Here is a 13,364-nt window from a genome sequence, read left to right as displayed (position 1 = left end):
ACCCGGGGCATCCACCAACGGCGGACCACGAAGCAGGACAGCAAGGCCATGACGGGGCTGCGGTTGCAGGACGCCCTGAGCCCGCGGGAGGACGGCGACTTCTCGGTCAGCGCCGCGGTCGTGGACCACGAACCGGCGGATGACAAGGCGCTCATCAGGAACCGGGTCACCCTGTCCCCGCAACGGTCCCGCATCTCCTGGCGGGCGACCGCGGATTTCGGCACCTTCCTCACCGGTGTGCGGGAAGTCCTGGAGGCAGTGGCCAAGGTGCTCGCGACCGGTCATCCCGAGTGGCAGTTCGGCCCGCTGCCGGAACCAGAGGAAGACGTGAAGAAGGTACGCTTGGCGGTCGACGTGAGCCTCGAAGCCGAGGAGACTGCCGACGATTCCGCCGACGAGGAGGTCTTGCGGTGCGCCGAATTCCTGCGTTCCGCAGAACTGGCGGTGGACGGCCACGAGGACACGGCTACCGCGACGCTGCGTGTGACAGCCGATGGCAGCACCACTGAGCTCGAACTCGACCCGGTGGCGGTCCGCGACGGCTTCCGGTTCGAGGTGCGCCACGTCAGAGGAACACCGCACCCCGGACTGCGCGAGGTGGCGGAGCACCTGAACAGCGGAAGCCTGCTGCGCGTGCTGTACGGGTCGGGACATGCGTGCAATGGGCGGACGTTGTTCCGCCGCAACATCGGCACAGCGCCGTTCACGAACATCAAGTACCTCGACTTCCGCGGATTCTCGATCGGCAAGGAGAAACCCGCCGGAAATAACGACCAGCAAATCCACCAGAACATCGCGAACCGCGGTGACACCTCGCTGTTCGCCTGGGTCGTCAACCAGCGCCAAAACGGCTGGCTACTGTGCGACGACGGCGCTGGAGAGGTCGCCGACTTCCTTCACCTGTCTGGCGACGGGGAGCTCACCGCGATCCACGTGAAAGCATCGGGTTCCACGAGCGCGGGTCGTGAGATCTCGCTAGTTCCATTCGAGCAGCTCGTCAGCCAGGCGACGAAGAACATCGGACTGATGGAGCGGGAGCCGCTGACCGAACGGCTGCGTGAGCGGTTGGCCGACCGAGACAGGCATTGGTCGGCGACATGGCACAACGGTGTGCGGTCGACGGCGGCAGGATTCCTGGACGCACTCGATCGGCATCGGTTCGACACGCGAACTCACGTCGTGCTCGTCCAACCCCACCTCTCCGCGACCGCCCGCACGCGAGCAGCAGCGCACATCGCCGCGGGCAGGCGAACCAGGAACGCATATCAGCTACGTCTGCTCGACGATCTCCTTAATGAAACCCGGCAATCGATCACCGGCAATTGCCATGACCTGACTGTCATCGGCTGCAGCTGCCCCCGGAAGCAGGCGTGAACGCCGCATCCGCGGCACCGACTCCGGACGATGGGACGTTGCCTGATGTTCCCCCTCACGCAGAGACTGTTATTAAATCAAACTTCCAAGCACACCCTGTACCGCCTGATCGGCGTGGTCACGACTCACTTCGCCAATGAAGTAAGCCCGTACGAAGAACTTCAGACAGTTCGAGCGGGCCCCGCATTACATGCGTGCCACCTTCAGATCACCCGCGAGCACAACCGGCTGGGGCTTTGGTTCGCCTTCGGACACATTGTTACCCCATGAGGGGCGACGCTAACGTTTCAGGTCAGGCCCGGTCGGTTGTCCCGACCGGGCCTGACGTAGCTGATGATTAGACTGTGGGCGCGGAGGAACCGGGCCAGTTCCTCCGCGTCGGTGTCGGACGGTCGTGGCTGAACGGCATGGCCCCGATCACTGACGTGGGTTCTGACCTCGGCAAGGAGATTGTCTTCACGGACGTAGAGGTTCTTGGGCCGATCCGGGCTTTGATGCCGGGTGCTGGTGTGCCCGTGTCGGCACCGGTAACCGGGACGGCCATTCGCCCAGTGCGAGTCCATCCGTCGTCGGCACACCCCGCACCGCACCAAGCCGGCCAGCAGGTAAGTGCGGGTATCGCCAGAACCGGTGGCATGGGCGGCCCGGATGTGCTGCACAGCAACGAAATCGACCTCACTGACCAACGGCTCGTATGTCTCCCGCTTCGAGATCACCCACTGCTGCGGCAGATTCCACAGCTGCAGCGGTGAGGGAAATGTGGTCGGCCCACGCCTGCGCGCGGCCCGTGCGGTCAATGCGCGGCACGCCGAGCACGCTCATTACCTGGTACTGGGCTCGGCTAACGTCGTCCGGACGGACGGTGGCGGTCACCCGCATCACCTCGTCGAGGATCGCGTCGGCCGCAGACGCACCCGGTTTTGCGTGCGGAAGCCCGGGCCCGTTGCCACACGACAACCAGAACACGGTGCACGAGAACAAGAACTGGTAGTCCTCGCGCACGCTGCCCAACAGCACATCGTTCACCGGGAACGACTGCGGACGCGGTGGTTCGGGCTGCGGCGGTGACGACGGTGCGGCAGTCGTTCGTCAGATTGACTCGTCGAGACGCAGGCGTGGTACCAGCAGGAGGAGAGCCGTTCACGGATCACTGTGCTTTGCAGCAGAGTCCGAGTTCCGGGACCACGCCCGATCAAACGTTCCGAACGTGCCATCTCGGGGTACAGGCCGGCGTCGGAACGCCGTGGGTGCTCGACCCAGGTCACCATGCGCCACCACAGCAGCATCATCGCGGCGCTTTGCCGACCGCTGCCTTCCGGACCGCTGATGAAGACTGTGCCAGAACGTTCGAGTTCGCTCTGGGCCCGCAGGAAGCCGGAGGGACGACGAACCGATCGTTTAGGTACTTGCCCGCCGACCTTCGAGTGACCTTGCGGCTGTGCGCGGTACCGGTGTTTCCCGGCCTGCGAACTCCGACAGGATGACGCCACCGACATCACCGAACTGGGCACCGGGTCCGGTGTTCACCCGCGGATTCGAACCCGCGACGACGGCGCCAGCATCCCGTCCAGGTGGTCGACTCCGACGAAATCGGGATCTCCAGGTTCACCGTCGAGGCTCAACGGTCGTCGTCCTGGTCCACCCGGTGCCGCCCCCCTCCGTGGTTGGTGCCGAAGGCAGCAACCACGTCACCGTCGTTGCGAGCGTCGTTGATCTGAGGCCCCGAACCGGTGCTAACGCGCGAGCAGGGAAGAACGCTCACGCTGCATGGTTGAACCTCCGCAGGACGACGTTGGCTTCTGAGGCGATCGGCGGCGGTCGCACCGCCTCGGTGGGGAGTGCCGGATCAGGCGGCGGCGCGTTCCCCGGAGCGGCTGCGGGAGGTGGACCGGAGCAGCGCGCACGCACCGAGCGCCACGACGCACGTCACGGCCACGACATACAGCCCGCCGGAAACGCTGCCGGTGCGCTCCTGGACCTGGCCCATCAGCGTCGGCGCCACGAAGCCACCGAGGTTGCCGATCGAGTTGATCAGCGCGAGCCCCGGAGCGGCGAGCGCCCCGGTCAGGTACTGCTGCGGGATGACGAAGAACGAGGACGCCGCCACCTTGAACCCGACGGTGGCCACGATCAGCATCACCACGGCGAGCACGGGGTCGGCGAACCCGGCGATGGCCAGCCCGACGGCGGCGAGCACGAACCCGGAGCCGAGCACGGACCGCCGCGCTCCGGTGCGGTCGGAGATCCGGCCCGCCACGAGGATGGCGACGAACGCCGCCGCGAACGGCAGCACCGCGACGAGGCCGATCGCGACCTCGCCGAGCCCGCCGATCCGGCGCACGAAGCTCGGCAGCCAGAAGGTGACCGAGTACTGCGCGAGCTGGGCGGCGAAGTAGACGAGGCAGAACAGCAGCATCCGCGGGTCGCGCAGCATGGACCACCGCGAGGGCTCCGGTGCGTCCCCGGTCTTGTCGCGTTCCTCCTCGGCGAGCCGTTCGATCAGCGCGGCCTTCTCCTCCTCGCTGAGCCACGCCGCGTCGGCGGGCCGCGCGTCCAGGAAGCGCCAGGCCACGAGTCCGATGAGGACGGCGGCGAGGCCTTCGATCAGGAACAGCCACTGCCAGCCGTGCAGTCCGCCGACGTCGTCCATGCTCAACAGCGCGCCGGACAGCGGTCCCGCGATCACGGCGGCGATCGTGGAGGCCGAGTAGAGCGCCGCGTTGGCGCGACCGCGCATGGCGTTGGGGAACCACTGGGTGAAGTAGAAGAGGATCCCGGCGAAGAAGCCCGCCTCGGCGGCACCCAGCAGCAGCCGCAGCGTGTAGAAGATCCATTCGTTGTGCGCGAACATCATCGCGGCCGAGACCAGGCCCCAGCTGACCATGATGCGGGTCAGCCAGAGCTTGGCCCCGAACCGTTCGAGCAGGATGTTGCTGGGAACCTCGAAGATCGCGTAGGTGATGAAGAACAGCCCGGCGCCGAGGCCGAACGCCGCCGCGCCGATCCCCGAATCCGCTTCGAGCGCGTCCTTCGCGAATCCGATGTTGACCCGGTCGATGTAGTTCGCGACGAACATGATCATCACGAGTGGCACGAGCCTGCGGAACGCTTTGCGCAGAGCACCGGAGAGGACCGGGGAATCCGGTTCGAGGACGTGCTGAGGGGAGTGCATCGTTGCACCTGCCTTCGTGCGGAAACGGGAAATGGGCGCGGTGGTGGCTCAGTCGGCCGCGGTGACGGTGACGGCGGCGGTGGTCCGCTTCGCGATCAGCTCCTCGTCGTAGCTGACGCCGATGCCGGGGCCGGTGGGGACGGGCAACGTGCCGTCCGCTCCGATCGAGGAATAGGCGTCGCTGTAGTCACAGGTGTAGATCTTCGGCGAGGGGTCGTCCAGCAGCGGTGAGACGTTGGCGACCTCGTACATCGAGGTGGCCTGCATCGAAGCGACCAGGTGGCGGTGGATGGGGCTCGGACCGTGCACTTCCACGTTGACGCCGAGGGATTCGGCGAACTTGATGGTCTTCACGCAGCCGGTGATGCCGAGGTCGAAGTGCGCGTCGACGCGGAGCAGGTCGGTGCCGCCCGCGAGCAGGAAGTCGGCCTTCGCCTCGGGGCCGGCGACGTGCTCGGTCTGCAGGATCGGGATGTCGAGTGCTTCACGGAGCTGGCGGTGCGCGTACGCGCTGACGCCCAGCGGTCGCAGCGGGTCCTCGTACCAGCGGAATCCGGCTTCCTGGCAGGCTTTTCCGACGAAGACGGCATCGGACAGGGAGTCGAAGACGCACGCCGGGTCGAGCATCAGCTCGGTCCGCTCGCCGAGGTGCTCGCGCATGTGCGCGACGTTCTCGGCCTCCTCCCACTTGTCGCCCTCGTGCCAGCTGTGCATTTTGAACCCGGTCCAGCCGAGCTCTCGCAGTTCGGCGAAGAAGGCGACCACCGACTCCTTGTCGCTGAGACTGCCCGCGCGGTCGCCGTTGACGCTGGAGGCGTAGGCCCGGACTCGCTCCCGGCCGCCGCCGAGCAGTTCGGTCAGCGAGGCGCCGTAGACCTTGCCCGCCAAGTCCCACAGCGCGTTGTCCAGGAAGCAGAACCCGTACGAGTGCGCGGGACGGGAGAGCCTGCGGCCCGCCCGCAGGATCCGCTCGCGGGCGTGCCAGGGACGGCCGATCGCGGCGCGGGCGACGTCGGCGGCCTGCTGGGCGGCCCCGGTCACGGCGTGGTTCGCGTACTCGCCGACGTGTCCGTCGGTGGTGTGCACCCGGACCAGCAGGACGCCGCGTTTCCCGGTCACGCCGGCCTGGTGGTACCAGGAACCGGCGCGGGCGTCGACGTCGAAAGTGCGGACGTACTCGGGGGAATCGACGTCGAACTGGACGACCTCGACCTTGTCGATCAGCGTGCTCATGGTGGTTCTCCTCTTCAGGCTGTGGCCCGGGCGGGCGGGACCGCGGTCCCGTCGACCCGGCGGGGAACGGGCGAAGGCCCGTCGCGCAGTTCGGGTGGCAGCGATGCCTGCGGGGCGTTCTGCCAGGCGACCGGCCGCAGGAACCGGCGGATCGCGGTGGCGCCCACGGAGGTGTGCTGGGTGTCGGTCGCGGGCCACGGCCCGCCGTGGTGCTGGGCCCACGAGACGGCGACGCCGGTCGGGTAGCCGTTGAAGAGCAGGCGTCCTGCCCTGCCCCGCAGCACTTCGACCGCGCGGTCGCGTTCCGGATCGGCTCCGGCACCGCCGTGCACGGTCGCGACCAGCGATCCGGGAAGCCGGTCGAGCACGCCCGCCAGCTGCTCCGGCGCGTAGCGCACGAGGACCGCGACCGGGCCGAACAGTTCCTCCAGCAGCGCCGCGTCGAGCTCGTCGGCGTCCACCAGCACCGCAGTCGGCCGGACCTCGAAACCTCGGGCGGGCTCGGCACCCGAAGTGATCAACCGGCGTCCTTCGAGCGCTTTGACTCCCGAGGCGAAGGATTCGGCGATGCCCGCGTTGAGCAGCGCCGGGGCCGGAACCGCCGCAAGAGCTTCTCCAGCGGCGTCGACGAGCCGGTCTCCGTCCGGCCCGGCCGGGACCAGGACGAGCCCCGGCTTGGTGCAGAACTGCCCGCCGCCCAAGGTGAACGAACCGACCAGGTCGCGACCGATTTCGGCGGCCCGCTCGGCCGCACCGGCCGCGGTCACCACCAAAGGGTTCACGCTGCCCAGCTCGCCGTAGAACGGGATCGGATCCGGCCGCCGCGCGATCAAGGCGCGCAGCGCCGAGGCCCCGGAGTGCCCGCCGGTGAACGACACCGCGGTGATCGCGGGGTCGGACACCAGCGCCGTCCCGGCCTCCCGGCCGAACACCACGGAGATCGTCCCCTCCGGAGCGCCCGCACGAGTCGCGGCATCGGCGAGAATCCTCCCGCACAGCGCCGAAGTCAGCGGGTGGCTTCCGTGCGCCTTGACGACGACGGCGCACCCCGCCGCCAGCGCTGCGGCAGTGGCCCCGCCGGGCACGGAGAACGCGAGGGGGAAGTTGCTCGCGCCGAACACCGCCACCGGGCCTGTCGGCACCAGCATCCGGCGCAGGTCCGGTCGCGGCCCCATCGGCGTGTCACCGGGGTGATCGATGGCCGCTTCCAGGTAAGCGCCGTCCTCGACGACCTCGGCGAAAAACCGCAGCTGGTAGGCGGTCCGGATCAGCTCGCCGTCCAGCCTCGCCCGGCCGAGCGCGGTCTCCCGGTCGGCGGTGGTGACGACCTCGTCCCGCGCGAGCTCCAGCCCGTCCGCCATCGCGCGCAGCAGTGCGGCGCGCCCGGCGGGGCCGATCCGCTCCAGCTCGGCGCTCGCCGCACCGGCGCGGGCGCAGCGCTCGGCGACCTCCGCCGCGCCGGTCGGGAGCAGGTCAGTGGCGTTGGAGTCCCCGGTGCGCGGGTCGACGCTGCGGACCGGCCGCGCCCCGGCCGTCACCGGACACCCCAGGTGGCGAGGATCTTCGAAACCCGTCCCCGCGTCGCGGAATCGAGCAGCGAGGCAGGTGGTCGCACATCGGGTCGGCCGAAGCCGATCTGGTGCAGCGCCTCCTTGATCACGCTCACGTTCTCGGCGCTGGAGTCGGCGAGGCGCAGCTCCTCGAACTCGCGGACCAGGTCCCACACCCGCATCGCGGCGGGGAAATCTCCGGCGGAGAGCGCGTCGTACATCCTCAACGACAGCTCCGGTGCGACGCTCGCCAGCCCGGAGGTGAAGCCGGTCGCGCCCACCGCCGCGTAGCCGGGAGCGGACAGCTCGGCGAGACCGGCGATCCAGGTGAACCGGTCCGTACCGGCCACGCGCGCCACCGAGGCGAACCGGGCCGGGTCGGGCACGGCGTACTTGACGGCGAGCACGTTCGGGCAGGCGTCGGCCAACGCCATGAAGTCCGCCGCCTCAATTCGCGGCGTGCGCACGTACGGCAGCACCGCGAGGTCGGGCACCGCCGAGGCGATCGTGCGGTGGTAGTCAACCCAGCCCTGCCGGGAGACGTACGGGTGCACGGGCTGGTGCACCATCACGCCGGCGGCGCCGCGATCCTGGGCGTAACGGGCGGATTCGATCGCGGTGGCCGCGTCGAACCCGACCCCGACGATCAGCAACGTCTCCGGGCCGGCCGCCGCGGCGGTGAGGTCGACCAGGCCACGCGCCTCGGCAGCGGAGAGCGTGTAGAACTCGCCGGTGTTGCCGTTGACGGTGAGCACGCGCACGCCGCCGTCGAGCAATCTCGCCACCACGCGTTCGGTGGTGGGCACGTCGACGGTGTCGTCCGCGGTGAACGGTGTCGGGGTGATCGCGATGACGTCGGCGAGTCTGCGCCAAACCTCGTCGAATTTCATTCTTCTCCTCAATCGAGTCGGAAAAGGGCAGCGTTGATCGCCCGCGCGCCGATTCCGGAGCGCGGTGGGATCGAGGTACGGGATGGGCCGTCAGCCGGTGGCGGTGTCGCCTTCCTCCGCGGCATCGGTGCCGTTGGCCAGGTGCGGCATGACGCGCTCGACGAAACCGGCGATGTGGGCGTGCGTGGCGGCGGCGACCGCGTCGGCGTCGCCGCGTTCCGCCGCGTCGAGGATGCCGCGGTGCTCGTCGGCCTCCGCCCGCCAGCCGCCCGCGGAGCGCCAGCCCGCGACGCTGATGAGCGCGGTCTGGTCCTTGAGCCCGTCGAGCGTGTCCACCAGCAGCGGGTTTCCGCAGCCGAGGTAGAGGCCGCGGTGGAACTCCCGGTTCGCCAGGCTCATGCCTGCGGTGTCACCGGATTCGCCCGCCGCCGCGGCGCGCTCCAGCGCCGCGGCGGCCGGGGCCGTGTCGAACCCGATCGCCACGGCACGCCGCGCGGCTTCCGGCTCGAGCAGCAGCCGCAGGTCGTAGATGGCCGAGGCCTCGTCCGCGTCGAGCTCGCGGACGATCGCTCCCTTGAAGCGACTGAACGTGACCAGGCCGGAGCCCACGAGCGTCTTCAACGCCTCGCGCACCGGGGTCTTCGACATGCCGAGCACTTCGGCGATGTCGGATTCCACCAGCTGCTGTCCTGGCCGCAGCCGATCGGTGAGAATGCCCCGCTTGATGGTCGACAGTGCCCGATCGGTCCGGTTCGCCAATGGGTCCACCTCCGCATCGGCGAGCGACAGCCGGAAGGCCTCCATCGCGTCCGGTGAGCTCTCGGCCATCGATCCCACTCCCTCGTGCTTCATATATGAGATATGAGGACTGTAGGTTGGTGACATGGCGAGGTCAAGCAGCGAGCACGCCGAACTCCCACCGCGAACGGTGACGACAAGCGAGGTCACCGACCTCTGGCAGACCGTGACACGCTCCGGCGGAGCCGTGGGTTTCCCCGTGGACACGCCCGCGGAACTCATCGCGGAAGCGGCGGCACACGCGCTCCACGAGGTCGAATCGGGTCACGAACACCTGCTCACCGAACGCGAAGGCAACGCGCTGCTGGGAATGGTCCTGCTGCGCCGGCAGAAAGGACCCGTCCACCGGCACCGGGCCGAAGTGCGGAAGCTGATGGTGCGCCCCGAACGGCAGCGAACCGGAACGGGCGGCCGCTTGCTCGCTCGTGCGGTCGAACACGCCCGGCAGCTCGGCCTCCGCCAACTCCTGCTCGCCACCCGCGGCGGAACCCACCTCCCGGACTGCTACCGGAGGCAAGGCTGGACCGAGGTCGGACGCTTCCCGGCGGCCCTGCACGTCGCCCCGGGCGACTTCCGCGACGAGCACTGGTTCCAGTACGACCTGGTCACCCGGTGACGAGTTTCGTCAGCACGTCGTCGCCGCGCGAACGAGCCTTGGGCGCCGCGCCCACCCGGAACTCGCTCGACCACCCACCACAAAAGCCGCCGCAACGACGGCGGGGCCCCAGAAGCCCGATCACCGCGCCTGAAACGAACCCCCGCCCCGCAGCCGGCCTCATACGACTCTGGCACTGCTGCTGTCAGTCGAACTGCTCAACCAGGCCCTCAAGCGCCACCACGCACCCCAGGACCGCCACGGCCGTAGAGCCCGGCTCCGAGGAAGCCGGGCAAGCAGACACCGAACAGGCTCAGGTCGAACCGGCAACAGCCACCTGCGAGGTGCCAGCACCGAGCACGAATACGAACAAACATGCCTGTTCAATACGCCAGCAGCACGCCCACGGCCCGGCAGTGCCCCGCTCAGGACGACCCGCTGCGTGAGGCTTACCGACTCGATGCTCAACACCGGAGTCTGCACCAGCGGGCGATCTCTGCCGATAACTCGGCATCGGCTCACGCACTCGCCCACCACGTCCGCCAACACCACCAACCAAGTGTTCAGCCGACCGCCGCCCAGTGGTCCGGAGTGGAACTTGGCCCTGTGCAGCAAGCGCGACGGTGACAAGTACGGCCGGCTGAGCGCGATCGCGCCCACCGCCTCCGAGGTCGTTTCCAAGCCTTGGAAGGAGAACTGCCTGCTCGACGCCGATGCGCTGGGGCGACGAGCCGCATCCCCGACGAGCACCAGCGGCGCGCGGCCGGCATCGGAGACCTGGGGACACCCCGGCGACGTCCGGCTCTGCGCCAAGGGATCATTCGTCGGCAGCATCCTCGCCAGCCCAAGGCTCAACAGGCGTCGACATCCTCGACCTGTCCCCACCGGGCGACCGTGCACTGTCGGCTGGGGCAGAATGTGCGCGTGCAGAACCAGACCGGCGTTGGTGTGCTCGATCGCGTTGTCGCCATTCTCGACGCCGTCGAGCGGCGGCCGATGGGGTCGAGCGAGCTCGCGCGCCACCTGGGCCTGTCGGCGCCCACGGCGCAGCGCCTCGCCGCCGGCATGGTCGCCCACAATCTGCTGCGGCGTGACGCAGAGGGCCGTCATCACCTCGGACAGCGGTTCGCCTCCTCGCAACTCGCCGACGCCGCCACCCCGGTGCTGGAGTGGCTGGTCCAGGAGACGGGGGAATCGGCGCAGCTGTGGGTCCGGCGCGGGGATCAACGCCTGTGCCTGGTCGGCGCCGAATCCGAGTCCGAACTCCGGGTCTTCTTGCCCGCCGGCTCGGCATTGCCGCAGTCCGAGGGAGGTTCTGCCGCGGCCGCTCTCTCGGCGGACGATTCGTCCGAGTCGAACCGCCGGTGGTTCGAAAGTGTCTCGCAACGGACACCTGGACTGGGGTCTGTGAGCGCGCCGGTGCGCGCTCACGGCGAGATCGTCGCCGCCGTCTGCGTCGCCGCGCCGCTCCCCCGAGTCCCCTCTCCAGGCGAGGCGTTCGGCCACCTCGTGGCCCAAGCCGCGGAGCCGGTCGCGGGCAAGCTGGTCACACCGAGACCGTCGACCACGACGGTGGACGGCGGGTCAGAGTCGAGCATCCGGAGGCCGCCGACGTACCGCCGACAATGATCTTCGGCGCCTACTGAACGGACGGCAAGGACGAGATGGCGCTCATCCAGGAGTCCTCGTCCTCGTTCAATCATGACTGGTTCGCCGAACATGAGCGCTTCTTCGTCGAGAACGTCCGCCGATGGGTACGGTCGCGCTTCGACGTGGCGCCGACCGCCAACCGCACCGCGGTGTGCTGGGTGTCTTCAGAGCCGAGATCTGGCCGCTAGCGCTGCCGACCGGTCGTTCCCCCCTGCGAGCTGCCCGGACAATGCTGCCGGAGGGGACATTCGGCGCACTTCGCCGTGAGCGTGCTGCAAACCGTGCTGCCGAGCAACCTGAGCGCCGCCGCTCGAAGGGGTGCCTCCGGGCCCGCCCCCACCAGCCGCGCCAGATCAACCCGGCCGTTGCTCAGCCGGTTTGTCCGGTCCGAGTCCGTGCCTGCCACCCGGGCCGCAACCCGCAACGTGGACTGGGTTGCCAACAGCACGTCGTCGTTGCACAACAGGCGAAAAATCCGTTCCTCAGCCGGTTTCATCGCGAGGCCGTCCACCATCAGCTCCGGGTCGTGCCAGAGGTTCCGTTTCGGGAGCAACGGTCTGAAACGCTGCACTGCGGCTTTCCCGGGCTTGGTTCGCAGTTCCTGCTGAACCTGATCCAGCTCGGCCTTGTTCACACGTGCGCAGCCGCGAATCACGGCTAGGGCTTTGTCAATGCCCTTCGGGGCAGTGGCTCGGGTGAGCAGCACCGCGGCAACCGCGGCGACGGCCACGGTGACCCTGGGCCCGGGCAGGGCGTACCAGTGCTGACCGCTTCGCTGTTGCCTGGCCCAGGAGGTCAGTGCCTTTCGCGCGCTCATCCATCGCGATTGCTCCCCGCTGTCATGCTCCTTCCATTTGGACACCGGCAGGAGTGCAGCCGCCGCTGCTCGTCCGAGCAACGGGGGAACTGCGTTGCCGATCTGGCGAAAGGCGTCGCTGCGGGTTCCGGCGAACCGGAACCAGTCCGGGAAGGTCTGGATGCGTGCGGCCTCGCGAACGGTCAGGGTGCGGTGTTCTTCCGGGTGGATGTACCAGTAGCCGTCCTTCGCGATGTGCGCGGTGATCGATCGACTTACGGAGTTCCAGTCGAGCTTCTTGTACTTGTCGTCGAACGTGTCGGCCTTATAGCGGCGCATCTTTTCGGGCAGGTCGCTGTACAACGTGGTGGAATCCATCAGTGCGAAGATCTCGCGGTCGTCGTCGCGCACCGGCCTCGTCATGTGGTCCCATACCACCCCGGATGGCGCGTCGGCCCGCATGAGTTCGCCGAAACCGGGAAGATTCCGGGGTTTCCGGTACCGAAGCTGCCTGCCACCCGTCGTTCCGCCGAGAGCTGGCAGGTCCCCGATCGCGTCGTGGAGGGTCGTCTGCTCGTCTTTGCTTTTCTCGGTAAGCCACGAAAAGTGGTCGCAATCCCGACGTGCGAGGAGCAGCAGCCGTTTGCGGTGTTGCGGCACGCCGTACCGCCAAGCATCGGCAAGCTTGAGTTGCGTGTGGTATCCACCGCACTCAAGGGCATCGACCATGGTTCGCACCACGGAGAAGTCATCGCCGAGCGCCATGTCCGGAACATTCTCCATCAGAACGGCTCGGGGCCGCAAAGCCAGGGCGACATCGAGAAAAGCCTGCCACAACTCTCTTCGGTGATCGTGCGCCTCCCGGTGCCCTGCGAGCACGAGGCTGCGGATCTTGCTGCGGCCCGCCCGGCTGAAGGGCTGGCAGGGAGGTCCGCCGGCGAGGAGGTCGATCCTGGTTCGTCGGAGCAGGTTCACCAGACTGCGGCGTTGGGCGGGATCGGCGAGGTCGAGATCCAGTGCCAGGCCTGCAAAGTTGTGCCGGTGGGTCTGCAATGCCTTCTCGTTGTTGTCCACCGAGGCGGCGACGGTCCACCCGGCGTCCTGCAGCCCGAGGCTCAGCCCACCTGCTCCGGAGAACAGGTCCACGGCGAGCGGGGAACCTTGGGCGGTTCTTTCCGAGCACCACTGCTCGAAGGTCTCCTCGATGCAGCCGCCGGGATGGCTGTCGAGTCGTAAATCGTTGCTGCGTTGCAGCTTAACCCCGTAGGTGGCCAACGGCCTTACCTTCCAACTCCGTTGTTAATGA

The 13,364-nt window shown here is 68.4% G+C and carries 12 protein-coding genes; 4 read left to right on the top strand and 8 right to left on the bottom strand.

The window, feature by feature from the left end:
* The first annotated feature begins 48 nt into the window (after positions 1-48).
* Entirely contained in the window at positions 49-1,374 is a 1,326-nt protein-coding gene (locus tag OOZ19_RS04210) for a hypothetical protein (RefSeq protein ID WP_266088428.1), read from the top strand.
* Positions 1,375-1,661: 287 nt separating this feature from the next.
* Here OOZ19_RS04210 and OOZ19_RS04205 read toward each other — a convergent pair whose 3' ends face one another.
* The 7 genes from OOZ19_RS04205 to OOZ19_RS04175 all read right to left on the bottom strand — a co-directional run bounded on the left by OOZ19_RS04205 (position 1,662) and on the right by OOZ19_RS04175 (position 9,023).
* Complete coding sequence (locus tag OOZ19_RS04205) at positions 1,662-2,033, bottom strand: recombinase zinc ribbon domain-containing protein (protein ID WP_266088857.1); 372 nt, start codon at positions 2,031-2,033, stop codon at positions 1,662-1,664.
* Positions 2,034-2,049: 16 nt separating this feature from the next.
* Positions 2,050-2,400, bottom strand: a complete 351-nt coding sequence (locus OOZ19_RS04200) for a hypothetical protein (protein WP_266088427.1) — start codon at positions 2,398-2,400, stop codon at positions 2,050-2,052.
* 820 nt (positions 2,401-3,220) lie between these two features.
* The gene (locus tag OOZ19_RS04195) at positions 3,221-4,546 is read right to left on the bottom strand and encodes an MFS transporter (protein ID WP_266088426.1); all 1,326 of its coding nucleotides are present in this window, start codon (positions 4,544-4,546) and stop codon (positions 3,221-3,223) included.
* A 48-nt stretch (positions 4,547-4,594) separates the two neighbouring features.
* Positions 4,595-5,779, bottom strand: a complete 1,185-nt coding sequence (locus tag OOZ19_RS04190) for an enolase C-terminal domain-like protein (protein ID WP_266088425.1) — start codon at positions 5,777-5,779, stop codon at positions 4,595-4,597.
* Positions 5,780-5,793: 14 nt separating this feature from the next.
* The gene (locus OOZ19_RS04185; RefSeq protein ID WP_266088422.1) at positions 5,794-7,317 is read right to left on the bottom strand and encodes an aldehyde dehydrogenase family protein; all 1,524 of its coding nucleotides are present in this window, start codon (positions 7,315-7,317) and stop codon (positions 5,794-5,796) included.
* On the bottom strand, positions 7,314-8,219 hold the full coding sequence (locus tag OOZ19_RS04180; RefSeq protein WP_266088420.1) for a dihydrodipicolinate synthase family protein: 906 nt from the start codon (positions 8,217-8,219) through the stop codon (positions 7,314-7,316). The genes OOZ19_RS04185 and OOZ19_RS04180 overlap by 4 nt, the downstream gene beginning before the upstream one ends.
* Before the next feature lie 90 nt (positions 8,220-8,309).
* A complete protein-coding gene (locus OOZ19_RS04175; RefSeq protein ID WP_266088855.1) occupies positions 8,310-9,023 on the bottom strand; it encodes a GntR family transcriptional regulator in 714 nt (237 codons plus the stop codon).
* A gap of 79 nt (positions 9,024-9,102) precedes the next feature.
* Between OOZ19_RS04175 and OOZ19_RS04170 the strand changes: the two genes are divergently transcribed.
* The 3 genes from OOZ19_RS04170 to OOZ19_RS04160 all read left to right on the top strand — a co-directional run bounded on the left by OOZ19_RS04170 (position 9,103) and on the right by OOZ19_RS04160 (position 11,450).
* Positions 9,103-9,633: a GNAT family N-acetyltransferase gene (locus tag OOZ19_RS04170; protein WP_266088419.1), complete on the top strand. Its 531-nt coding sequence runs from the start codon at positions 9,103-9,105 to the stop codon at positions 9,631-9,633.
* 897 nt (positions 9,634-10,530) lie between these two features.
* A complete protein-coding gene (locus OOZ19_RS04165) occupies positions 10,531-11,241 on the top strand; it encodes an IclR family transcriptional regulator (RefSeq protein WP_266088418.1) in 711 nt (236 codons plus the stop codon).
* Positions 11,242-11,276: 35 nt separating this feature from the next.
* On the top strand, positions 11,277-11,450 hold the full coding sequence (locus OOZ19_RS04160) for a hypothetical protein (RefSeq protein WP_266088417.1): 174 nt from the start codon (positions 11,277-11,279) through the stop codon (positions 11,448-11,450).
* Here OOZ19_RS04160 and OOZ19_RS04155 read toward each other — a convergent pair.
* Positions 11,447-13,333 (bottom strand): DNA cytosine methyltransferase, encoded by a 1,887-nt coding sequence (locus OOZ19_RS04155; RefSeq protein ID WP_266088416.1) that lies wholly within the window; start codon positions 13,331-13,333, stop codon positions 11,447-11,449. The two genes, OOZ19_RS04160 and OOZ19_RS04155, sit on opposite strands and share 4 nt — an antisense overlap.
* Positions 13,334-13,364: the final 31 nt, after the last annotated feature.

Origin of the sequence: Saccharopolyspora sp. NFXS83, from assembly GCF_026241095.1 — a bacterium.
GTDB lineage: Bacteria > Actinomycetota > Actinomycetes > Mycobacteriales > Pseudonocardiaceae > Saccharopolyspora_C.
The sequence above is the reverse complement of the archived record's forward strand: the minus strand, read 5'-3'. Positions and strand labels throughout refer to the sequence as shown.

What these genes read in the sequence shown, in the direction of transcription:
- OOZ19_RS04180 (WP_266088420.1), bottom strand. Translation starts at nt 8,219, where the DNA reads ATGAAATTCGACGAGGTTTGGCGCAGACTCGCCGACGTCATCGCGATC.
- OOZ19_RS04170 (WP_266088419.1), top strand. Translation starts at nt 9,103, where the DNA reads ATGGCGAGGTCAAGCAGCGAGCACGCCGAACTCCCACCGCGAACGGTG.
- OOZ19_RS04195 (WP_266088426.1), bottom strand. Translation starts at nt 4,546, where the DNA reads ATGCACTCCCCTCAGCACGTCCTCGAACCGGATTCCCCGGTCCTCTCC.
- OOZ19_RS04210 (WP_266088428.1), top strand. Translation starts at nt 49, where the DNA reads ATGACGGGGCTGCGGTTGCAGGACGCCCTGAGCCCGCGGGAGGACGGC.
- OOZ19_RS04160 (WP_266088417.1), top strand. Translation starts at nt 11,277, where the DNA reads ATGGCGCTCATCCAGGAGTCCTCGTCCTCGTTCAATCATGACTGGTTC.
- OOZ19_RS04190 (WP_266088425.1), bottom strand. Translation starts at nt 5,779, where the DNA reads ATGAGCACGCTGATCGACAAGGTCGAGGTCGTCCAGTTCGACGTCGAT.
- OOZ19_RS04175 (WP_266088855.1), bottom strand. Translation starts at nt 9,023, where the DNA reads ATGGAGGCCTTCCGGCTGTCGCTCGCCGATGCGGAGGTGGACCCATTG.